The sequence below is a fragment of the Streptomyces sp. NPDC048473 genome (assembly GCF_043200155.1).
Lineage (GTDB): Bacteria > Actinomycetota > Actinomycetes > Streptomycetales > Streptomycetaceae > Streptomyces.
In genome coordinates this window covers 125,067-146,721 of sequence record NZ_JBICXE010000015.1, presented here as the reverse complement: position 1 = coordinate 146,721, position 21,655 = coordinate 125,067, and the positions used below count along the sequence as shown (strand labels likewise).

Annotated in this window: 21 protein-coding genes, 1 tRNA gene and 1 pseudogene; 14 read left to right on the top strand and 9 right to left on the bottom strand. The window is 70.9% G+C overall.

Translation table 11 applies throughout. From position 1 onward, the window contains the following. Positions 1–76: 76 nt before the first annotated feature. Positions 77–634 (bottom strand): heme-binding protein, encoded by a 558-nt coding sequence (locus ACGFU7_RS24135; protein ID WP_393698126.1) that lies wholly within the window; start codon positions 632–634, stop codon positions 77–79. Between the two features lie 203 nt (positions 635–837). Here ACGFU7_RS24135 and ACGFU7_RS24130 point away from each other — a divergent pair, with 203 nt between their 5' ends. From ACGFU7_RS24130 to ACGFU7_RS24120, 3 genes are all read left to right on the top strand, one after another. Beyond that, positions 838–2,154 carry a sensor histidine kinase gene (locus tag ACGFU7_RS24130; RefSeq protein WP_393698124.1) on the top strand — a complete coding sequence of 439 codons (1,317 nt, stop codon included), beginning with the start codon at positions 838–840 and terminating at the stop codon, positions 2,152–2,154. Next, positions 2,151–2,825, top strand: a complete 675-nt coding sequence (locus ACGFU7_RS24125; protein WP_393698122.1) for a response regulator — start codon at positions 2,151–2,153, stop codon at positions 2,823–2,825. The genes ACGFU7_RS24130 and ACGFU7_RS24125 overlap by 4 nt, the downstream gene beginning before the upstream one ends. Positions 2,826–3,038: 213 nt before the next feature. After that, the gene (locus ACGFU7_RS24120) at positions 3,039–3,536 is read left to right on the top strand and encodes a hypothetical protein (protein ID WP_393698120.1); all 498 of its coding nucleotides are present in this window, start codon (positions 3,039–3,041) and stop codon (positions 3,534–3,536) included. Between the two features lie 30 nt (positions 3,537–3,566). Here ACGFU7_RS24120 and ACGFU7_RS24115 read toward each other — a convergent pair whose 3' ends face one another. Further along, complete coding sequence (locus tag ACGFU7_RS24115; RefSeq protein WP_393698118.1) at positions 3,567–4,244, bottom strand: pentapeptide repeat-containing protein; 678 nt, start codon at positions 4,242–4,244, stop codon at positions 3,567–3,569. A gap of 109 nt (positions 4,245–4,353) precedes the next feature. On the opposite strand from ACGFU7_RS24115, the gene ACGFU7_RS24110 reads away from it, so the two are divergent. Both ACGFU7_RS24110 and ACGFU7_RS24105 read left to right on the top strand, forming a co-directional pair. Then, the gene (locus tag ACGFU7_RS24110; RefSeq protein ID WP_393698116.1) at positions 4,354–5,562 is read left to right on the top strand and encodes an NAD(P)-binding protein; all 1,209 of its coding nucleotides are present in this window, start codon (positions 4,354–4,356) and stop codon (positions 5,560–5,562) included. Between the two features lie 94 nt (positions 5,563–5,656). Continuing rightward, positions 5,657–6,658 carry a zinc-binding dehydrogenase gene (locus ACGFU7_RS24105; RefSeq protein WP_393698114.1) on the top strand — a complete coding sequence of 334 codons (1,002 nt, stop codon included), beginning with the start codon at positions 5,657–5,659 and terminating at the stop codon, positions 6,656–6,658. Between the two features lie 12 nt (positions 6,659–6,670). Here ACGFU7_RS24105 and ACGFU7_RS24100 read toward each other — a convergent pair whose 3' ends face one another. Further along, complete coding sequence (locus ACGFU7_RS24100; RefSeq protein WP_393698112.1) at positions 6,671–7,147, bottom strand: GNAT family N-acetyltransferase; 477 nt, start codon at positions 7,145–7,147, stop codon at positions 6,671–6,673. A 37-nt stretch (positions 7,148–7,184) separates the two neighbouring features. Then, positions 7,185–7,521: pseudogene (locus ACGFU7_RS24095) on the bottom strand (hydroxyurea phosphotransferase); the annotation flags it as partial. A 33-nt stretch (positions 7,522–7,554) separates the two neighbouring features. Here ACGFU7_RS24095 and ACGFU7_RS24090 point away from each other — a divergent pair. Both ACGFU7_RS24090 and ACGFU7_RS24085 read left to right on the top strand, forming a co-directional pair. Beyond that, positions 7,555–8,229 (top strand): rhomboid-like protein, encoded by a 675-nt coding sequence (locus ACGFU7_RS24090; RefSeq protein ID WP_393698110.1) that lies wholly within the window; start codon positions 7,555–7,557, stop codon positions 8,227–8,229. A 61-nt stretch (positions 8,230–8,290) separates the two neighbouring features. Then, the gene (locus tag ACGFU7_RS24085) at positions 8,291–9,691 is read left to right on the top strand and encodes an NAD(P)/FAD-dependent oxidoreductase (protein ID WP_393698109.1); all 1,401 of its coding nucleotides are present in this window, start codon (positions 8,291–8,293) and stop codon (positions 9,689–9,691) included. A 755-nt stretch (positions 9,692–10,446) separates the two neighbouring features. Here ACGFU7_RS24085 and ACGFU7_RS24080 read toward each other — a convergent pair. Then, positions 10,447–10,887 (bottom strand): NUDIX hydrolase, encoded by a 441-nt coding sequence (locus tag ACGFU7_RS24080; protein ID WP_393698107.1) that lies wholly within the window; start codon positions 10,885–10,887, stop codon positions 10,447–10,449. A 245-nt stretch (positions 10,888–11,132) separates the two neighbouring features. Beyond that, positions 11,133–12,638 carry an MFS transporter gene (locus ACGFU7_RS24075; RefSeq protein WP_393698105.1) on the bottom strand — a complete coding sequence of 502 codons (1,506 nt, stop codon included), beginning with the start codon at positions 12,636–12,638 and terminating at the stop codon, positions 11,133–11,135. A gap of 130 nt (positions 12,639–12,768) precedes the next feature. Here ACGFU7_RS24075 and ACGFU7_RS24070 point away from each other — a divergent pair, with 130 nt between their 5' ends. From ACGFU7_RS24070 to ACGFU7_RS24055, 4 genes are all read left to right on the top strand, one after another. Next, positions 12,769–13,515 (top strand): TetR/AcrR family transcriptional regulator C-terminal domain-containing protein, encoded by a 747-nt coding sequence (locus tag ACGFU7_RS24070; RefSeq protein WP_393698103.1) that lies wholly within the window; start codon positions 12,769–12,771, stop codon positions 13,513–13,515. A gap of 295 nt (positions 13,516–13,810) precedes the next feature. Then, entirely contained in the window at positions 13,811–14,137 is a 327-nt protein-coding gene (locus ACGFU7_RS24065; RefSeq protein WP_393698102.1) for a hypothetical protein, read from the top strand. 72 nt (positions 14,138–14,209) lie between these two features. Then, positions 14,210–14,743 carry a hypothetical protein gene (locus tag ACGFU7_RS24060; protein ID WP_393698100.1) on the top strand — a complete coding sequence of 178 codons (534 nt, stop codon included), beginning with the start codon at positions 14,210–14,212 and terminating at the stop codon, positions 14,741–14,743. Positions 14,744–14,800: 57 nt separating this feature from the next. Beyond that, entirely contained in the window at positions 14,801–15,811 is a 1,011-nt protein-coding gene (locus ACGFU7_RS24055) for a hypothetical protein (RefSeq protein ID WP_393698098.1), read from the top strand. A 220-nt stretch (positions 15,812–16,031) separates the two neighbouring features. Here the strand turns inward: ACGFU7_RS24055 and ACGFU7_RS24050 are convergent. After that, positions 16,032–16,105 (bottom strand) — tRNA-Thr (locus ACGFU7_RS24050). Between the two features lie 178 nt (positions 16,106–16,283). Here ACGFU7_RS24050 and ACGFU7_RS24045 point away from each other — a divergent pair. The 3 genes from ACGFU7_RS24045 to ACGFU7_RS24035 all read left to right on the top strand — a co-directional run bounded on the left by ACGFU7_RS24045 (position 16,284) and on the right by ACGFU7_RS24035 (position 18,803). Next, positions 16,284–17,420 (top strand): ABC transporter ATP-binding protein, encoded by a 1,137-nt coding sequence (locus ACGFU7_RS24045; protein ID WP_393698097.1) that lies wholly within the window; start codon positions 16,284–16,286, stop codon positions 17,418–17,420. 224 nt (positions 17,421–17,644) lie between these two features. Further along, the gene (locus ACGFU7_RS24040) at positions 17,645–18,058 is read left to right on the top strand and encodes a hypothetical protein (protein WP_393698095.1); all 414 of its coding nucleotides are present in this window, start codon (positions 17,645–17,647) and stop codon (positions 18,056–18,058) included. 34 nt (positions 18,059–18,092) lie between these two features. Then, positions 18,093–18,803 carry an NDP-sugar synthase gene (locus tag ACGFU7_RS24035; protein ID WP_393698093.1) on the top strand — a complete coding sequence of 237 codons (711 nt, stop codon included), beginning with the start codon at positions 18,093–18,095 and terminating at the stop codon, positions 18,801–18,803. An 88-nt stretch (positions 18,804–18,891) separates the two neighbouring features. Here the strand turns inward: ACGFU7_RS24035 and ACGFU7_RS24030 are convergent, their stop codons facing one another. After that, the gene (locus ACGFU7_RS24030; RefSeq protein WP_393698092.1) at positions 18,892–20,529 is read right to left on the bottom strand and encodes a DoxX family membrane protein; all 1,638 of its coding nucleotides are present in this window, start codon (positions 20,527–20,529) and stop codon (positions 18,892–18,894) included. Positions 20,530–20,644: 115 nt separating this feature from the next. Then, positions 20,645–21,601, bottom strand: coding sequence for a 23S rRNA (guanosine(2251)-2'-O)-methyltransferase RlmB (gene rlmB / locus ACGFU7_RS24025; protein ID WP_393698090.1), 957 nt, complete (start codon positions 21,599–21,601; stop codon positions 20,645–20,647). Positions 21,602–21,655: the final 54 nt, after the last annotated feature.

Genomic DNA, 21,655 nt, shown 5'->3' with positions numbered 1-21,655 from the left:
CGTCGTCGACTGACGGCAACGCCGGAGGCGGAGTCGCAGGGTGTCGGGAGCCCGCTCGCTATCGTGCACCAGGTCGTTACTTCGCGAGGGTGGCGACGCCGGCCTTCGCGAACTTCTCGTCGAGGTCGCCGCTGGGGGCTCCCGCCACTCCGATGCCCGCCACCGGGGCGCCCTTGACCTGCACCGGGGAACCGCCCGCGAGGAACAGGGTGCCGTGGATGTCCTTGAGGTTCGGGGCCTGCTCCAGGCGCTTGGCCAGCTCGGAGGTGGGCGCGTTCCAGGAAACGGCGGTGTACGCCTTCTTCGCGGCCGACTCGTACGCCTGCGGGCCCGCGCCGTCACCGCGCAGCGTCACGATGGTGTTGCCGTTGCGGTCGACGACGGCGACGCAGACGCGCTGATTCTCCTTCTTCGCGGCGTCGAGCGCGGCCTGCGCGGCCTTGGTGGCGGCGGCCACGGTCAGGTGGGTGGACTGCTGGAGGTTCCGGTTCGCGGTGTCGGCGCCGAGGCCGGCGGCGGGTGCGGCGGCCGGGGCGGAGGCGTTGGCGGACATGGCGCCGAAGGTTCCGGCGCCGAGGGCGGCGGCGGCAACGGCACCGGTCAGGACGCGGGTGCGCAGCGACAGCTTCTTCATGGTGAGCTCCTTGAGCAGCAGTGTCAGTGGGTGAGCTCGTTCGGCTCTGTCATCGATCCTCCGGCCGCGTCCGACGCCGTACGGTCGGCGAACCGGCTCGACACCGCGCGCGGGACGGCCGACGGCCCCATCGGCCGATCGGTTGATGCGGGGGTGGTCATCCGGGGCAACCATGGACGTATCTGTGCAGGTCAGCAGTGCCGATGACGACGGTGGGGAGCGAGGGGTACGAGGTGGAGCACCGAACCCGACCGGCACCCGGCACGGTCACGGGACGGACCGGCGCCTGCGGCCACAGCAGTAACGGCGCAACCGGGGCCGGAGACCCGGATGCCCGATGGCTCACGCTCCTGATGCACGCCGCGTTCTTCCTGCTGCTCGGCGCCTCGCTCGCCCGCTTCCTGCTGCGGCACCCCGGCGAGGCCCGCACCCCGTGGATCATCGCGCTCTCCGTCGCCCTGGCCGTGCTGTACGTGCTCGGGCCGGTGCTCGGTTCGCGTCCGACGCCGCGCAGCGTGGTGTGGCTGGGGGTGCTGGTCGCCGTGTGGATGGTGCTGGTCGTCCTCGCGCCGAGCTTCGCGTGGTGCGCGGTCCCGCTGTTCTACACCGGGCTGCGGATCCTTCCGCCACGCGCCGCACTCGCGCTCGTCGCTCTGCTCACCGTGTTCGTCGTCGCCGCGCAGTTGCGGCTGGCCGACGGTTTCGACCCGAACCTGGTGCTGGCCCCGCCGGCCGTGGCGGCGATCGCGACAGCGGTCTTCGTCCATATGCAGCGCCAGGCCGCTCGTCAGCACGAACTGATCGACGACCTGCTGCGCACCCGCCGCGAACTGGCCGCCACCGAACGCCGCGAGGGAACCCTCGCCGAACGCCAGCGGCTCTCGATGGAGATCCACGACACCCTCGCGCAGGGCCTGTCCAGCCAGCAGATGCTGCTCCAGGCCGCCGACCGCACCTGGGACGCCGACCCGGCGACCGCCCGCCGCCATGTCCGTACGGCAACGGGCATCGCGGAACGCAATCTCGCCGAGGCCCGCCGCTTCGTCCACGACCTGGCCCCGGCCGATCTCGCGGAGGGCGGCGGCCTGGAGGCGGCCCTGCACGCACTGGCCGCACGCGAGACGACACAGGCGCAGGGGCGGCTCACCGTCCGCTGCCATGTGGAGGGAGAGCAGCACACCGCGCTGCCCGACCGGGTGCAGTCGGCGCTGCTGCGCATCGCGCAGGGCGCACTGGCCAATGTGAGGGAACACGCGCACGCCACGGAGGCCGCGCTGACGCTGACCCGTCTCGACGACCGGATCGTCCTGGACATTGCCGACAACGGGCGAGGCTTCGCACCCGCCGGGCGCACCGCGGCGGCCACCGGCGGCGTACGCGGCCACGGGCTGCCCGCGATGCGGGCCAGGCTGCACCAGCTCGGCGGCACGCTGACGATCGAGTCGGCACCGGGCGAGGGTACGGTCCTGTCCGCCGCCGTCCCCCTCACGCCCGCACCCGCACCGGAGGACCTCTCATGAACGCGACGCCGCCCGTACGCATCCTGCTCTGCGACGACCACGCCGTCGTACGCGCCGGGCTGCTCGCCCTCCTCGGCAGCGAACCGGACATCGAGGTCGTCGGCGAGGCCGGCAGCGGCGAGGAGGCCGTCGCCCTGGCCGCCAGACTCACCCCCGACGTCGTCCTGATGGACCTCCAGCTCGGCGAGGGCATCGACGGCGTCGAGGCCACCCGCCGCATCGCCGCCACCGGCGTCCACGTGCTGGTCCTCACCACGTACGACACGGATGCCGACATCACCCGCGCCATCGAGGCGGGCGCCACCGGCTACCTGCTCAAGGCCGAGCGCCCGGAGGAGCTCTTCGCCGCGATCCGCTCGGCCGCCCAGGGCCGCACCACGCTCTCCCCGCCCGTGGCCAGCCGCGTCATGGCCCGGATGCGCAAGCCCCGGCCCACCCTCACCGACCGCGAACTCGACATCCTGGCCCAGCTGTCCCAGGGCCTGGGCAACCGTGACATCGCCCGCGCCCTGTTCATCAGCGAGGCCACGGTGAAGACCCACCTGGGCCGCATCTACGACAAGCTCGGCGTCGACACCCGCGCAGGCGCCGTAGCCGTGGCGAAGGAGCAGCGGTTGCTGCCCTGGATCAACCTTCCTGAACGAGGAGGTCGTCGGCCGTCTTCGCCGTGAAGGTGCGCGACCCAGGTGTCGCGCACCTGCAGATCCGGACACGAGCCGTTCCGCTCCCGGACCGCGTCATCCACGACCACCCCACGGTGGTCCAGCGTCCGCAGCACATTCCGAACCCGTTCGTGCCAGAACATGGGATTCCTCATCCATCACCTGATCGAGTAGCCAACCGCAACGGCATTGACGCACCTCCGGGCATGACACCATCGAACTGTGCTCGACATCGGCTACTCCCTCTCCCGGCGCTTCCCCGATCCCCCGCAGACCGACTACCGCCGCGCGGACGTCCACGCCCTGCGGCACGATCTGTTCTCCGGGGACGTCTACCTCGCGGACACCAAGGCGGACCGCGAGGTGTCCACAGCCTGGGGATGGGTGCCGGTGCTCGACTTCGCGTGGGCGTTGTGCGACATCGTCGAGCAGATCGACCAGGACCCGCGCGGCAACCGCTCGCACCGGCGGCAGTTCGCCGAGCTGGACTTCACCGAGTCGTCCGACCGGATGCTCTTCGAGCGCCGCTTCGGCTGGGTCGATGTCGAGGCCGACTGGATGCCCGGCGACGAGCCCCCGCTCACCTTCAGCCACTCGCTGCTGCGCCGCGAGGCCCGCGACTTCCTGCACGACCTCATCGCCGACCTCGCCGACATGCACGACGGGCTCGCCGACAACCCCGTGATCTGGGACCTCCAGGCCCGCTTCCCCCGTATCTGACCCGGCCGTATCCGACCCGCCCCCGGCGGGCTACGCCTCCACCCGCACCCCGATCTGCGCCGCGAACGCCGGAGCCAGCTCCATCAGCTGTGACGGGCTGATCACCGCACCCGCCAGCCGCTCCACCCCGCGGGCGATGTCCAGCTCCGCGACCGTCCGCAGGTCCACCGACTCCATCCGTACGGAACTGAAGTCGGCCCGCTTCAGCACACAGTCGCGGAACTCCACCCGCACCAGCTGCGCATCCCCGAAGTCCGGCTCGGACAGCACACAGCCCTCGAACACCACGTCCTTCAGCCGCGCCTTGCGCAGATTCAGGTAGTCGATCTTCCCGCCGCGCACCAGCACCCGCTCCAGCACCGCGCCGTGCAGCTGCACCCCGCCCAGCCGTGCGTCCACCACCTCCACATCGCGCAGCGACGCCCCCGCGAGATCGGTGCCCACACCCCGTACGCCCGTCAGCACCGAGTCTATGAAGCGGGCCCTGACCAGCTCCGTACGGTCCAGTGCGCAGCCGTCCAGCGCGCAGTCCATGAACCGGGCTCCCGGACCCGACTCGTCGCCGAGATCCGTCCCCTCGAAGCGCAGACCGTCGTAGTCCCCGTCCGGCTCGAGTCCTCCGCCGTCGTACGCAACGAGCGGCGGCAGCCGCACCTCCGGCCGCCGTGCCGCTGCGATGGTGTCCGTCTTCCTGCTGCTGCGTGCCATGCCCCCATCGTGACCCACCCCACTGACAACGCCCCTCGCCGATGTCACAAACGGGGCCCCGCGAGCCGTCCCGTGCACAGCAGCGCCTTCAGCGAAGGAGACCGGGACCATGCAGCGCATCCACATCATCGGCGGCGGCCTCGCCGGATTCACCGCAGCGATCACCGCCGCCGAGTCCGGCGCCCTGGTGACCGTCCACGAGGCCCACCACACTCTCGGCGGACGGGCCAGGACCGCCGAAGGCCCGTACCGCACCAACGAAGGACCCCACGCCCTCTACCGCCGCGGACCGCACTGGACCTGGCTCGACCGCCGCAGCCTCCTGGGCCCCGTCGCCACCCTCCCGCTCCTCGAAGGCGCCCGGCTCCGCTTCCGCCTCGGCGGCACCCTGCGCCGCACCCCGCCCTTCGCCCTCCTCCGCCTCACCCGTCGCCGCGCCGAGCAGGCCCCCGTCGACACCGACTTCCGCACCTGGGCCGCGGGGCAGGTCGGCGAGGCGGGCGCCCGCGCGGCCGCGCACTACGCCGCCGTCGCGCTCTACCACCACGACCCCGGTGCGCTCTCCGCCGCGTTCGTCCAGGAACGGCTGCGCCGCGCCGCCGCGCTGCCACCCGAGGCCCGCTACCCCGTCGGCGGCTGGGCCCAGGTCATCGACCGGATGGCGGCCCGCGCCTGGAACCTCGGCGTCCGGATCGAGACGGCGGCCCGCGTCGACGCCGGCACCCTCGACGCCCTGGCCCGACAGGGCCCGGTGATCGTCGCCACCTCCCTCGACTCGGCCCGCACCCTGCTCCACGACCCCTCACTGACCTGGGACAGCGGCAGGACCGCCCTGATCGACCTGGCCCTGCGCACCCGGCGCGGCGACGCCTTCGCCGTGTCCGACCTCGACGCCCCCGGCTGGATCGAGCGCTTCAGCGCGCAGGACCGCACCCTCGCACCCGTCGGACAGCAGCTCGTCCAGGGGCAGTTCCCCCTCGCCCCCGGCGAGTCCAGGGCCACCGGCATCGCCCGCGCCGAGGAGCTGCTCGACCTCGGCTGCCCGGGCTGGCGCGAGCGCACCGTATGGCGGCGCGAGGCCCTCGCCTCCGGCCGCACCGGCGCGGTCGACCGTCCCGGCACCACCTGGCGCGACCGCCCCGCCATCGACCGCGGCAACGGCATCTACCTCGCGGGCGACCAGGTCGCCGCGCCCGGACTGCTCAGCGAGGTGTCGTTCAACAGCGGAATGGAGGCGGCGCTGCTCGCCCTCAGGGCTTCCGAGAGCCGGACCACCACCCGCACCTCCACGACAGGACTTGACCTCAAGCGGACTTGAGGTCGGAGGGTGGCCCCACAGGCCCACGGGTCCGCAGGCCCACGGCCCACGGGCCCACAGGCCCACAGCGACCGACACCAGCGGGGAGTTCACCGTGCACGCCATCCGCCTCCACACCTTCGGCCCGGCCGAGAACCTCACCTACGAGCGGACCGACGACCCCGTACCCGGCCCGGGCCAGGTACGTATCGCCGTCGCCGCAGCGGGCGTACACCTTCTCGACACGGCCCTGCGCGAGGGCATGACGGGCCCGTTCCCGGCCCCCGCCGAGCTGCCGACCATCCCGGGCCGCGAGGTCGCGGGCCGGGTCGAGTCACTCGGCGAGGGCACCGGCCCCGGCTGGCTCGGCAAGCGCGTCGTCGCCCATATCGGCATGGTCCCGGGCGGCTACGCCGAACTCACCGTCGTCGACGCCGAGAAGCTGCACACCGTCCCGGACGGCCTCGACGAAGCCGAAGCCGTCGCCATGATCGGCACCGGCCGCACCGCCCTGGGCATCCTGCAGTTCACCGACCTCGGCCCCGGCTCGACCGTCATCGTCCCCGCCGCCGCGGGCGGCATCGGCACCCTGATCGTGCAGTACGCCAAGAACGCCGGGGCCACCGTCATCGGCCTCGCCGGCGGCCCCGCCAAGGTCGCCGCCGTCCGGGCGAACGGCGCCGACCTCGCCGTCGACTACACGCTCCCCGACTGGCCCCGGCAGGTCCGCACCCACCTCGACGGACTCGGCCGCCGCGCCACGGTCGTCTACGACTCCGTCGGGGGAACCACCGGCCGCGCCGCCGTCGACCTCCTCGGCAAGGGCGGGCAGCACATCGTGTTCGGCTGGTCCGGCGCCGGACTCCACGACGGAGCCCCGCTCACCTTCACCGACGAGGAACTCGCCGAACGCGGCATCACCTCCGGGAGCGTGCTCGGCCCCGTCATGATGGCGAAGGCGGGCGGCCTGCGCGCCCTCGAAGCCCGCTCGCTCTCCGAGGCGGCCTCCGGCCGGCTCCGCCCCGCCGTCCAGCGCTACCCGCTCGCCGAAGCGGCCGCCGCCCACCGCGCCCTGGAGACCCGGGGCACGAGGGGCAAGGTCGTCCTGATCCCGTAACCGGGCGAGGGCTCATTCACCGCCGAGCTTCGTCAACGCCCCGTCCGTCAGCCGGTACACCGTCCACTCGTCCTGCGGCCGCGCACCCAGCGACTCGTAGAACGCGATGGACGGGGTGTTCCAGTTCAGCACCGACCACTCCAGGCGCTCGTAGCCGCGCTCCACACAGATCCGCGCCAGCTCCGTCAGCAGCGCCTTCCCGTGCCCGCCGCCACGCCGCTCAGGACGTACGTACAGGTCCTCCAGGTAGATGCCGTGCACCCCGCGCCACGTGGAGAAGTTCAGGAACCACAGCGCGAAGCCGGCCACCTCGCCGTCATCGTCCGACTCGGCGATATGCGCGTAGGCGGCGGGCCGCTCGCCGAACAGCGCCTCGTGCAGCTGCTCCTCGGTGGCGTTCGCCTCGTGCAGGGCCTTCTCGTAATCGGCCAGCTCACGGACCATGGCGTGGATGACGGGGACATCGGCGGGGGTAGCGGTACGAATCATGAGGGCAGCGTAAGCACGGGTCTGTACCCCGCCGGCCCCGCCCCAGCAACTGCCGTGCGGTCTCGGCCTGGTTCGATTCCAGCCGTCGCTCCCCACCCGACACATCCCACAGACCGTTCTGCAGCAGCCGCCCCGGCTCCCCCACCGTCTCCTCGTCCACCGGCTGAAGCTTCAACGCCGCCCTGCGACCGTCCGCCACCCGCACCACCGGAAGCACCAGCGCGCACCCCGTAGAACGCCTCACCGTCCCGCCGCAGCCCCTACCGCTCCAGGAACTCGGCGGCCCGCCCAGGCAGCGCCGCGAGAAAGGCCCGCCCGGCCGCCCCGTCGAACGTGGACCGGGTGTCGATCAGCTCGTCCGGAATGTCAATCACGCGGACGATCGTAGAGCCGTGCATCAATCGGATATGACTCCGAGCAGCCCCGCCCCGCCCACCCGGCCGCGCACCGTCGCCGGCTCGTGGATCCGCAGCGTCGGCTCATGGATCCGCAGCGCACCCGGCACCTACATCTGGCTGATCGCACTCTTCGTCACCACCTTCATCGTCCACCAGATGTCACCGGACTTCGAAGAGGACTTCCTGCGCCAGCGCTCGACCAACATCCACGAACTCACCCAGGACCCGGTACGCGTACTGATCGCCAGCGCCTTCTGGATCGACAGCGGCCACTGGGCTCCCTACGCCGTCCTCTACACCGTCTTCCACGCCCCCGCCGAACGCTGGCTCGGCACCCTGCGCTGGCTCGCCGTCGTCATCGCGGCCCATGTCCTCGCCACCCTCGTCAGCGAAGGCGTCCTGGCCTGGGCCATCCGGCACGGACACGTACCGCCGGCCGCTGCCAACACGCTCGACGTCGGGGTCAGTTACGCGCTCGCGGGTGTCGTCGCCGTCCTCACGTACCGCATCCCGCCGCCCTGGCGGTACGTGTATCTCTTCGCCGTCCTCGTCTTCTACGGCATCCCGCTCATCACCGGCCGCGCCTTCACCGACCTCGGCCACTTCACCTCCGTACTCATCGGCCTCGCCTGCTACCCACTGACCCGGTCCCGACCGAAGACGAAAACCCCTCCGGCGCAGTAACGTCCCGCCCCATAAAGAACAGCTTCAACCAGGGCTTCACACCGGACAAAGCAGGGGCAACATGAGCACCGTCAGCACCGTCAACGGCGGCATATCGTTCTGGTACGCGGACCAAGGCACCCCCACCCCCCGCGAGCCCCTGCCCGGCGACTCCACCGCCGACATCTGCATCGTCGGCGGCGGATACACCGGGCTGTGGACCGCCTACTACCTCAAGAAGGCCGTCCCCTTCCTCAACATCACCGTCCTCGAAGCCAAGTTCTGCGGCTACGGCGCCTCCGGGCGCAACGGCGGCTGGCTGTACAACGGCATCGCGGGCCGCGACCGCTACGCCAAGCTCCACGGCCACGAAGCCGCCGTCCGCCTCCAGCAGGCGATGAACGACACCGTCGACGAGGTCGTCCGCGTGGCCGCCGAGGAGAACATCGACGCCGACATCCACCAGGGTGGTGTCCTCGAAGTCGCCTACACCCCCGCCCAGCTGGCCCGGCTCAAGGACTTCCACTCCGTCGAGATCGCCTTCGGCGAGAAGGACCGCGTCCTGCGCGGCGCCCGCGAGACCGGCGAACGCATCAACGTCACCGGAGCCGTCGGTTCCACCTGGACCCCGCACGGCGCCCGCCTGCACCCGGTCAAACTCGTCAAGGGCCTCGCCGCGACCGTCGAGGCGCTCGGCGTCACCATCCACGAGTCGACGCCCGTCACCGAGATCAGGCCCAAGCACGCCCACACCCCGTACGGCACCGTCCGCGCCCCGTACATCCTGCGCTGCACCGAGGGTTTCACCGCAAACCTCAAGGGCCAGAAGCGCACCTGGCTCCCCATGAACTCCTCGATGATCGCCACCGAGCCGCTCCCCCGGTCCATGTGGGACACCATCGGCTGGGACGGCCGCGAAACGCTCGGCGACATGGCCCACGCCTACATGTACGCCCAGCGCACCGCCGACGACCGCATCGCACTCGGCGGCCGCGGCGTCCCGTACCGCTACGGGTCCGGCACGGACAACGACGGCCGCACCCAGCCCGCCACCATCGAGGCCCTCCGCGACATCCTCGTCCGCCTCTTCCCCACCACCGCGGCCGCCCGCATCGACCACGCCTGGTCCGGCGTCCTCGGCGTCCCCCGCGACTGGTGCGCCACCGTCACCCTCGACCGCTCCACCGGCCTCGGCTGGGCCGGCGGCTACGTCGGCTCCGGCGTCGCCACCACCAACCTGGCCGCCCGCACCCTGCGCGACCTGATCCAGCAGGACTCCGGCCAGTCCGGCCCCACCGACCTGACCACTCTCCCCTGGGTCAACCACAAGGTCCGCCGCTGGGAACCGGAACCCTTCCGCTGGCTCGGCGTCCACGGCATGTACGCCGCCTACCGCACCGCCGACCGCCGCGAACTCACCTCGCCCCGCCCGGGAACGGACCCCATCGCGAAGGCCGCGGACCGGCTGGCGGGACGGCACTGACCGGGAAACGGACGGGCACCCGCCACCGGGTGGTGGCGGGTGCCCATGGTTCGTTCGGTCAGCTGTGCGGAGCTCGTGCCACACCGAGCGGCAGGGGTTCTTGCCGTGGCACGGCTTGGGCTTCGGATTCGGCTTCGGCTTGGAGCAGTGCTTGTCGTGACAAGGCTTGGGCTTCGGCTTCGAGCAGTGCTTGTCATGGCACGGCTTCGGCTTCGGCTTGCAGTGCTTCTCGTGGCACGACTTCTTCTCGACGGCGATGCGGGCCTGGTCCTGGTTCGACCGGACGCTTCCGTTCTCGGCCGTGGCCACCGCGAGGTTGGTGACCTTGCCGTGCTTGGCATCGGCCTCGGTGACCCGGTAGGCGCCGCTGCAGAAGGTGCTGTCACCGGACTGACCGGCCGGGGCGAGGGTGGTCTCACCGCAGGTCACACGGGTGGTCGTGCCTCCGTACTGCCACTGGTCGAAGGTGGTGACCAGGCCCTGGTTCGCCGGGAGGGCGTGGTTGTAGAGCACCGCGGCGGACTGGTCGTTGGAGGCGTCGGTCAGCCGCAGGTAGCCGTTCGGTGCGGCGTTGTTCGGAGGTACGGGGTCGGTCGCGCCGGCCGGGCAGCCGGTGAGCGGGTGCGTACCGGAACCGGGGGCCGGGGCCTCGGGCGCACCGGTCAGGCAGGCGGGCCCGAATGCCTCGAACCCCGCGATCGCGTCGGCCCCGGTGAACATCTCGTCCACCGGCGGCACGCCCCGGAACGTCCGGCTCAGCGGGCGGCCGCGGACCGCCCCCCTCGCGCACCGATCATCCCGAGACCGTCGATCGCGGCCGGGGACAGCATCGAGTCCTCCAGGCCGGACAGGGGCATCCACTCGACCGCGCTCGTGGAGTCATCGGCCTTGGTGACCACGAGCGGTCCGGGCTTGAGCTCGACGATGTAGAAGAGACCCACCAGGTTCCAGCTGATCCCGAGCCGGGTGGCCGTATATGCCCGCGCATCCACCAGGCGGGCGTCGAGGAGTTCGAGGCCGGTCTCCTCGTGCAGCTCGCGTGCCAGCGTCTCCCGCGGCTGCTCGCCCGGATCGATTCCCCCGCCGGGAAGGTGCCACAGCCCGGGCTCGAAGACCGGTGAGGCATCCGAGAGTTGAGTCAACAGCAGTTGGTCCCGCACGGTGGCAACGGCATACGCCGATACGCGCGAACGCACGTGCCTTTTCATTGTGCCCCTCCGGTCACTGTGCCCCTCCGGACTTCAGGTTGCGCGGCCTCGACCACCTCGTGCGGACAATCCATCGACCGTACGCCGAGAGGGTCCGGGCGGATTTCCGTGGACGGACGAAGGTGAACCACCCGCAGTAGAGGGCATGCTGGTCCGCCCCCAAGCCGACCACCACCTGTCCGGCAACGGAAGAAGGCCGGCGCCCTCCCGGGGCACCGGCCTTCTTCACGAGGTCAGGCAATGAGTTCGGACTCCTCCGCCGGAGCCGGAGCGGGGGCGGCCCCGGGCTTGGTGTCGCGCATGACCAGGGTGGCCAGGAGGGCGGCGGCGAGAACGCCGATCGCGCTGATGGTGAAGGTGGCCGACATCGAGTCGGTGAAGGCTTCCCGGGCGGCGTGGACCAGTCCGGTGTCGCCGTGGGCGGCGGCCAGTGCGCCGGCGATCGACTGCTTGGCCTGCTCGGGTGCGTCGGCGGGCATCTCGTTGCGGAAGCCGCTCGTCAGGAGCGAGCCGAGGATCGCGATGCCGAGCGCGGTGCCGGCCTGCTGGATGGTGTCGTTCAGGGCCGAGCCGACGCCCGCCTTCTCCGCCGGGATGGTGCCCATCAGCGCGCCGACCGCGGCCGGCATCGCAAGGCCCGCGCCGAGGCCGAGCAGGCCGAGCGCGACCGCCGGGACGGCGAAGCCCGTGCCGGCCGAGACGGTGGTCAGCAGCGCGAAGGAGGAGGCCATGACGAGCATTCCGGCCAGCACCAGGAGGCGGTTGCCGATCTTCGCGGCGAGCCCGGTACCCACGATGTTGCCGACCAGCGCGGCAACGGCCAGCGGCACGAACGCGAGGCCCGCCTTGATCGGCGAGTAGCCGAGCACGAACTGCAGGTACTGGGTGAGCACCAGCAGCAGGCCGCCGTTGCCGATCTGTACGAGGGTCAGCGACACCGAACCGCCGCTGAAGTTGCGGTGCTTGAACAGGACCAGCGGCACCATCGGCGCGGCGGTGACGTTCTCCCACACCACGAACCCGGCGAGGGCGACGACCGCGACGGCCAGGGTGATCGCCGACCGGCCGCCGAAGGCGCCGTGCTGCGGGAGCTCGATGATCCACCAGACCAGGGCGGTGATACCGGCCGCGGACAGCACCGCGCCGAGCGGGTCGGGCTTCTGCCACGGCCCCTTCGACTCCGGCATGAGGGTGAGGCCCGCCAGGACGGCCAGCGCGACGACCGGCACGTTGATGAAGAAGATCGAGTGCCAGGAGAAGTGGTCGATCAGCACACCGCCGAGGACCGGGCTGCCGACCAGGCCGAGCATCGACACCGAGCTCCACACCGCCATCGCCTTGCCGCGCTCCTCGTCGTCGAAGACGGTGATGAGGATCGACAGCGTCGAGGGCATGATCAGCGCCCCGCCGACGCCCATCGTGACCCGCGCGGCAATCACCTCGCCGGGGCTCGTGCAGAAGGTCGCGGCCAGCGACGCCGCACCGAAGAGCAGCAGGCCGATGATCATGATCTTCCGGCGGCCGAACCGGTCGCCGAGGCTGCCGGAGGTGAGCAGGAGCCCGGCGAAGACCAGGATGTAGGAGTCGAGGATCCACTGGGTGTCCTGTGCGCTCGCGCCGATGTCCTCGGTCATCGACGGCACCCCGACGGTCAGCGCCATGCTGTCGACCACCAGAACCAGCGAGCTGAGGCACAGCACGACGAGGATCCACCAGCGGCGTGGATTGCGGGTCTCCATGGGGTTTCCTTTCGGGTTGCGCACACCGTTCCTTCGATGCGAACACTGTACGCAGATGAGAACGACGCACGCAAGCCCCCTTCGTGTACGCTGAATGCGAACGGTGTACGCATCGCATCGAGGAGGCGCCATGGCAGCCAAGACCAACCCGATCCCGTCCGTGTGGGCCCGGCAGGAGCGCCGGCCCGACCAGCCCGCGCTCAGCCGGGCCGCAATCGTCCGCGAGGCGATCGTGATGCTGGACGCCGACGGCATCGAGGCGCTCAGCATGCGCAAGCTCGGCGCCCGCCTGAACGCCGGCGCGACCTCCCTCTACCGGCACGTCGCGACCAAGGACGAGCTGATGGAGCTCGCGGTGGACGAGGTCTTCGCCGAGATCGCCGTCCCGTCCACGGACTTCGTCCGGACAGCCCCCGAGGCCGACAGCCCCGACTGGCGCGCCGCCGCCACCGAGGCCGCCCGGTCCTTCCGCGCGACGGCCCTGCGCCACCCGTGGCTGACCTCGGTCCTCGGCCAGGCGGGCCTCGCCTACCTGGGCCCCAACCTCATGTCCTTCACCGAGCGACTGGCCGCCCTGTTCACGGCCGCCGGTTTCCCCGAGCCGAGCCGCGCGATCGACACCGTCCTGTCGTACGTCATCGGCATGAGCGCCACGGAGGCGGCCTGGCTCACCACGATCGCCCGCTCCGGCGAGACCGAGGCCGCCTTCATCGCCCGCCTCATGCCCGCCGCCCGGCGGGCCGCGGCCGCCCACGACCACCTCGCCGACGTCTACGCCGGACCCACGGCCGTCGACCCCGTAGAGATCCGCGAAACCAAGTTCGCCTACGGCCTGGAAGTCGTCCTCGACGGCCTGGCGCTGCGGCTCCCGCGCTAGCGCTCCGGCCGGGAAGGTTCAGGTCCCAAAGGACAAGAGAAGCCAGGCCGGACGCGGTCCGACCTGGCTTCTCGTTGAGCCCCCTGTCGGATTCGAACCGACGACCTACGTATGACACCTGCAAGATCATGACGGCGGGTGCCGGGCCGTACCACCGAATCCAGTTTCCACTGGTCAGGGAGGTGCGGCCGAGGCCCGCTCGACGCCCAGTCCACCCCATGACACCCCGTCCGCTCACGCATCGCTCACGCACACCGCGCAGCCGGGCCGGTGCCCGCCCGGCCGGTGCCTCAAGGTGTCCGTCCGCCTCAGTACGGTGCTGCGGCTGGTCGACGCACCGCCCGAGCCGGAAGTTCCGGCCCCGCTGGTGGTGGGAGTCAACACGTACGCGACGCGCAAAGGCCGTTACTACGGCACGGCGCTGGTCGACGTCGAGACGCGCCGTCCGGTGGACCTGCTGCCCGACCGGGAGGCGTCGAGCCTGGCCGCCTGCCTGCCAAGCGGCCAGGCGTCGAGGACCGGACGCCTCCTGGCAGGCGCGGGAGAGAACCGGTCGGAGACTCAGCGGGCACGGGAGCCACTCGGCCGATCCGGTGAAAAGAAGCAGAGAAAGCGCAGGTGAAGGCGGTCTTCTGCCGATACCGGGGCGGAGGTGACTTACACCTGCACCTGTGACCCCCAATTGAGGATCAAGATGCGCAGAAGTATCGCGGCCGCTTCACTCGTAGCCGGCCTGGTGGCGGCTCTGGCCATCCCCCTCCCGGCATCGGCCGATCAGAGCGGAACCACGCCGGTGACGCTCTCGATTACCACCGGCACCATCGACATCACTGTGCCGACGGGGCCGGTGAGCCTGGGTACCGTCGCCGCCAGCAGCACCCCCCAGACGGTCAGCGCACAGCTCGGGAACGTCACTGTGGCGGACAACCGGGGTGGTACGACCGGCTGGGTCGTCACCGCGAACGGAACCGACTTCACAGGACCGCAGAACATCTCGGTCTCCGCCCCCGGCTCCAGCAGCTACAGCACACCATCCGCCACGGTCACCGGCAACGCCATCGTCAACGCCAGCAATCTGGATCCCCTCTACCCGCCGGGTCCTGTCCAGACGGCCACCAGCGTGTCCGGGATCAACAGCGCCGTGTGGAACCCAACCATCTCCGTCACGGTCCCGGCGGACGCACTGGCCGGCACCTACAGCTCGACGATCACCCATTCCGTGGCCTGATCCAGCACACCGAAATCACTGGGGGGGTTCTCCGCCTTGCGCAGTTTCGTTCCTGTTTTGGCTCTGGTGGCCGCGGCACTCGTCGCGGCCACCGGCGCTGCCTCACCTGCGACCAATGCAGCGGCGCCGCCACGTTCGTCGGACTCCGGCCCAGGAAGCGTCGGCGTACGCCTCGTCGACATCCCAGCCGACCTGGCCGACGATCCACGAGCACGGCACTACATCATCGACAACCTGACGCCGGGCACGACCGTGCACCGCCGCATCGAAGTACTGAACACCACTGATTCCACCTTGCACGTCGAGGTGTATCCGGCCGCAGCCGCCATCACCCACGGCTCGTTCGTGGGGGCAGCCGGCAGGAAGCGGAACGAGCTTTCGTCCTGGACAAGGCTGCGACGCAGGACGCTCGATGTTCCCGCCCACGACACCCTCCGCGACACCGTGACAATCAGGGTGCCCAGGAACGCGGCGCCGGGTGAGAGCTATGCCGTGGTCTGGGCGCAAGTCAGGGGCGGTCGAGGTGGTGGTGTCGCCCTGGTGAGCCGCACCGGCATCCGGATGTATCTCTCAGTCGGGGGCCACAACCCTCCGGCCCCGAACTTCACGGCGCGCACGATGACGGCTGCACGCGGCCCGGACGGACGCGCGATCGTGCGCGCCCAGATCATCAACACGGGGGGCCGCGCTCTGGACCTGTCCGGCACCCTGAAGCTCTCCTCGGTGTCGGGAAGCCTGAGCGCGGGCCCCTACCAGGTACAGCTGGGCACGAGCCTGGCACCCCATCAGTCCGAGCCGGTGATGATTCCGGTAACCGACGAAGTAGCCGACGGCCCCTGGCGCGCCACCCTTGAACTGAAAAGCGGACTGCTCGTCAAGAAGTTCCACGCGAAGATCAAATTCCCGCACACCCAGGGCACCGCCCCGGCAGCCGCGGTGAACACCGAAGCGTCCGGCGGTGGCGCACTCAAGACGCTGATCCCGGGGATCCTCCTGTTGAGTACCGCCCTCCTGATCGCCACCACCCGCGTCCGCCGCCGACACGGCAGAAGAACGACTGACGTGTAGCGACCTCTCCTGCGCCGATGCCTACGTGAAGGGCCGATCTCACCTCTCGAAGGACGCTATGCGCCGCATGGGAGACGCCTTCATTCCGAGGGCCCGGAACCCGTCTCTGAGACCGCAGCTGAGACCACGGACACCCGCGCGGCCCGCGCCCGGCGTCGTCGCCGCGTCCGATGAACAGAAAACCCCAGCTCAGACGCCGTCTGAGCTGGGGTTTCATCTGAGCCCCCTGTCGGATTCGAACCGACGACCTACGCATTACAAGTGCGTTGCTCTGGCCAGCTGAGCTAAGGAGGCGTGCCGGAGCAGTGTAACCAACACCGCTGCCTGTGCGGTCCCAAAATTCGCGTGCCTCGAACTACTGACAGATTTCAAATGGCCAGGTAGCGTCGCTGAGGATTCACCCAAGTGGACCAGACCACTCCCTTACTCGGATCGTCCGGCACGTTCCTGCCGGTGAAGGAGAAGATTCAGCATGGCCAGTGTCACGTTCGACAAGGCGTCCCGCGTCTACCCCGGCTCCACGAAGCCGGCCGTGGACCAGCTCGAGATCGACATCGCGGACGGCGAGTTCCTCGTCCTCGTCGGTCCTTCCGGTTGTGGCAAGTCGACCTCCCTGCGCATGCTCGCGGGTCTTGAGGACGTCAACGGCGGCGCGATCCGCATCGGCGACCGCGACGTCACGCACCTGCCCCCGAAGGACCGGGACATCGCCATGGTGTTCCAGAACTACGCGCTCTACCCGCACATGTCCGTCGCGGACAACATGGGCTTCGCGCTGAAGATCGCCGGTATCAACAAGACCGAGATCCGGGCGAAGGTCGAAGAGGCCGCCAAGATGCTGGACCTCACCGACTACCTGGACCGCAAGCCGAAGGCGCTCTCCGGTGGTCAGCGTCAGCGTGTCGCGATGGGCCGCGCCATCGTGCGTGAGCCGCAGGTCTTCCTCATGGACGAGCCGCTGTCGAACCTCGACGCCAAGCTCCGTGTCTCCACCCGTACGCAGATCGCCTCGCTCCAGCGCCGTCTGGGCATCACGACCGTGTACGTCACGCACGACCAGGTCGAGGCCCTGACCATGGGTGACCGTGTCGCGGTCCTCAAGGACGGTCTGCTCCAGCAGGTCGACTCGCCGCGCAACATGTACGACAAGCCGGCGAACCTCTTCGTGGCCGGCTTCATCGGCTCCCCGGCCATGAACCTGGTCGAGGTCCCGATCACCGACGGCGGTGTGAAGTTCGGCAACAGCGTCGTCCCGGTCTCCCGCGAGGCGCTCTCCGCCGCCGCGGACAAGGGCGACACGACCGTCACGGTCGGCATCCGCCCCGAGCACTTCGACATCGTCGAGCACGGCGGCGCCGCCGCGAAGTCCCTCTCGAAGGACAGCGCCGACGCCCCGGCCGGTCTGGCCGTCTCGGTCAACGTCGTCGAGGAGCTCGGCGCCGACGGCTTCGTCTACGGCTCCGCACGGGTCGGCGGCGAGGACAAGGACCTGGTCGTCCGCGTCGGCGGCCGCGCCGTTCCGGAGAAGGGCACCAAGCTGCACGTCGTCCCGCGCCCGGACGAGCTGCACGTCTTCTCGACCTCGACGGGTGAGCGTCTCACCGACTGACGCCCCGCACACCCGCACCACAACGGCCCCGCACGTTCTTCGTGCGGGGCCGTTCGCACGCCGCGGGGCGTGCATGGGTTTGGATCCGTACGGCGCCGGAATCCCCGGCACACCGGTCATTTCGGCACCGTTCGTCAACACGCGATTCGAAAAACGCCCTCGAACGATCCCCCTCAAGGGTGACGAAATGTCGCCAAATCATCACTGCCCGCTACGCTCGCTGCGTGACCCACACCGCGCGCCGCATCGGCCGAACTCTCGCTCTCGTACTGCCCGTCGTCATGGTCCTCTCCGGGACTCTCGCCGTCACCAGCGTGCCGTGGGCAGCCCACAACTCCGAGTCGCAGGTCCTGACCGCGTCGGCTCACAGCGTTTCCAAGCGTGCCAAGGCGCGCACCCCGCAGGACATCCTCCGTGACCGGCTGCTCGTGGAGCTTCGGCAGAAGGACCCGGGTGTCGCGCTGACGGACCTGCAGCGTTCCGTCGAGGGCCGCCCCTCGCTCGCCCGGCACTGCATGTCGATCGCCAAGGCGCTGGGCCGTGCCGCGGTCGAGCAGTACGGTCCGACGCGCGCCCACCGGTTCTCGCGTCCCGTCTGCGACACGTCGTTCGCCTCGGGTGTCGCACAGTTCAGCTGACCCGCTGGTCCGGGCACCGCATATCGTGCCTGGCATGCATACGTATCCGACGCAGGCCGTGGTCCTGGCGGGTGGCCAGGGATCGCGGCTGCGCCCGTACACAGACGACCGCCCCAAGCCGATGGTCGAGATCCCGGGCACCGGGACTCCGATCATCGGCCATCAGCTTTCCTGGCTGGCCGCCGAGGGCGTGACCGACGCCGTGGTGTCGTGCGGTCATCTGGCCGAGGTGCTGCAGGAGTGGCTGGACGCGGCGGTGCTGCCGCTGCGCGTGACGACCGTCGTCGAGTCCGAGCCCCTGGGACGCGGCGGCGGGCTGAAGTACGCCGCCGCCCGGCTGCCCGATCCGGACCAGCCCTGGTACGCCACCAACGGCGACATCTGGACGCGCTTCTCCCTGCGCGAGATGGCCGCGTTCCACGCCGAGCGCGATGCGACCGCCACCCTGGCTCTGGCCCGTCCCCGTATCCCGTGGGGCGCCGTGGAGACGGACGCGTTCGGGCACATCACCGACTTCATCGAGTCGCCGCCGTCGCCGTATCTGATCAACGCCGGTGTGTACGTCTTCTCGCCGACGTTCACGACGCTGCTGCCGGACCGGGGCGACCATGAGCGGACGACGTTCCCCCGGCTGGCCCGTGAGCGCAGGCTGGCCGGGTACCCGCTGCCGCACGGGGCGTACTGGCGGGCCATCGACACGGCGAAGGACCTGACCGAGGCCGCCAAGGAGCTCGACGGGCAGTAGCGAAGAGCCGCGGAGTACGCGGAGGGGCGGTCACCGGAACGAACCGGTGACCGCCCCTTCGCGTACTGCAGTACTGCGGTCCGGTGTCTCAGCCGAGCAGGCCGCCGATGGGGTTCTGCCCGCCACCGGACGTTCCGCCGGTGGAACCGCCGCTGTCCGAGCCGCCGCCGGTGGAGCCGCCGCCGGTGCCGGTGGAGCCGGAAGAGCTCGGGCCCGAGCTGCTGGACGGGGGTTGCTGCGGGGTCGTCCGCTGCGGGAGCTGCTGGGCGGTGCCCTGGGTCTGGCTGGGCTGTCCGGCACCCGCCCCCGCCTGGCCGGACTCGCGGACGGAGCCCGCAGCGGGCGTGGACGCCTTGGCGGACGGGGTGGTGGAGGCACTGCTGCGGGAGGGCGAGGGGCGCTGCCCGCCGGGCGTGTGGGAGGCCCGGCCGCTGCGGGATTCCTGCGGGAGCGGGGAGCCGGGGAGCTGGTTGGTCGGGTCGCCGTTCGGGCCGGGCACGGTGACGACCTCGGAGGAGCGGACCGCGCCGCCGAGCATGGAGCCCACGAGAAGGGTGAGGCCGACGACGACGGTGGCGACGACGGCGCCCCGGCGCAGCACCCGGCGGCGGAGGTCCCAGATCGCCGAGCGCGGGCCGAGCCTGCGCCAGGCCTCACCGGCGAGCCGCCCGTCGACGGAGTAGACGGGGGCGCCCGCGATGATCAGCGGGCTCCAGGCGGCGAGGTAGATGATGTCGGGCGCGTCGTAGACGGCGACGGTGCGCCAGCTGACGGTGACCAGCAGGGCGGCGGAGAGGAGCGCGCCGACGGAGGCGGCGACCCGCTGCCAGAGACCGAGGACGGTGAGGACGCCGACGACGACCTGGAGGAAGGCGACGGTGAGTCCGGCGCCGACGGGGTGCGAGAGTGCGAAGTCACGCAGCGGCTCGGCCAGCCCCCAGGGGTGCAGCGAGGTCAGCCACTTGACCATGGAGCCGCGCTCGCCGCCGTCGAAGTAGACGGGGTCGCACAGCTTGCCCATGCCCGCGTAGATGGAGATGAAGCCGAGGAAGACACGCATGGGCAGCAGCACGACGCCGAGGTTCATCCGGCGCCCGGGATAGTACGCGTGCCGTACGGAATCGCTGCCGTGGCGCTGCCCCCGGCCCTCGATGAGGTCGTCGTGCTCGTCCTCGTCGTACGCCTCCCGGCCGTACGGCTCGGTGTCGACGGGGTCGTAGGCGCCGACCGCCCGGCGCATGGGCGGCAGCAGGGGTCCGTTGCGGTGGCGGCCCGGCTGGTGGGGCGCGGGAATGACGGGGTTGGGCTGGGTCTCTTCGAGGCGCTCGATGACCTGTGTGCCGCCCGCGCCGAGCCCGCCGTCGAACTCGTGGCCGGCATGCGCGGCGTAGGGCTCGTAGGGGTCGTACGCGGTGGCCGGGCGGCCCGCGGTGGAGTTCCGTACGGCCTGGAGGAGTCCGGTGGCGCCGGGGTCGCCGGGGGCGGACCTGCCGCTCCACACGACGGGCGAGCGCCTGCCGCGCACTGCTCCGGCGCCGCCGCTCATGGCGGGGATCCTGGGCGCGCCGGCGGTGGCCAGACCGCGCAGCCGCGGGCGCTGGCCGGGGGCGAGCTGCACCCGGAAGCTGGCGTGGTTGACGATGACCTGCGCAGGGTCGCAGTCCACCTTGGTCATGCTCAGGGCGGGTTGTTCGTCGAACCGAGGCGTTCTGGTGTCCACACTCATCTAACCGAGTGATGTGTGTTTAGGACACTGCCTTGACGGGCCCGAAGTGTCCGAGGCCCGTCAATGAGCTCCGGCAGGGGGCGCCCCGGTCGGCCGCCCCCCGGCCGGGTGGACTTCAGGCCCGGCGCCGCGCGACCTCGTACAGGACGATCCCGGCCGCGACACCCGCGTTCAGCGACTCCGCGCCGCCCGGCATCGAGATGCGGACCCGGTAGTCGCAGGTCTCGCCGACGAGGCGGCCCAGGCCCTTGCCCTCGCTGCCGATGACGATGACGACGGGGCCGCCGAGTGCCTCCAGGTCCTCGACGGTGTGCTCACCGTCCGCGGCGAGGCCGACGACCGTGATGCCGGCCTTCTGGTAGCCCTCCAGGGCCCGGGTCAGGTTCGTCACCCGGGAGACCGGCGTACGGGCCGCCGTGCCCGCCGAGGACTTCCAGGCGCCCGCCGTCATCCCGGCCGCGCGCCGCTCCGGCACGACCACGCCGTGGCCGCCGAACGCGGAGACGGAACGGACGATGGCTCCCAGGTTGCGCGGGTCGGTGACACCGTCGAGAGCGACGATCAGCGGGTCCTCGCCGTTGTCGTACGCGGCCGCGGTGAGGTCCTCCGGGTGCGCGTACTCGTACGGCGGGACCTGGAGGACGAGGCCCTGGTGGTTCAGGCCGTTCGTCATCCGGTCCAGCTCGGGGCGCGGCGCCTCCATCAGGTTGATGTTGCCGCGCTGGCCGGCGAGCTGGAGCGCCTCGCGGACCCGCTCGTCGTTGTCGATGTACTGCTGGACGTACAGGGTCGTCGCCGGGACGCCGTCGCGCAGGGCCTCGTAGACGGGGTTGCGGCCGACGACCATCTCGGACGTGCCCTTGGCGCCGCCGCGCCTCGGCGCGGGGCGGCGGACCGCGGCCTGCTTGGCCGCGGCGTTGGCGACCCGGTTCTTCTTGTGTCCCTTGCGGGCGGAGGCGGGCGGCGTCGGTCCCTTGCCTTCGAGACCACGGCGTCGGTTACCGCCGCTGCCGACCTGCATGCCCTTCTTGTTGGACGTGCGGCGGTTCCTGCGCTGGCTGTTCCCGGCCATGACCTACCTGTTTCGTTGCTTCAGAAATGCGTATGTAAGTGAAGTGTGCCGCCC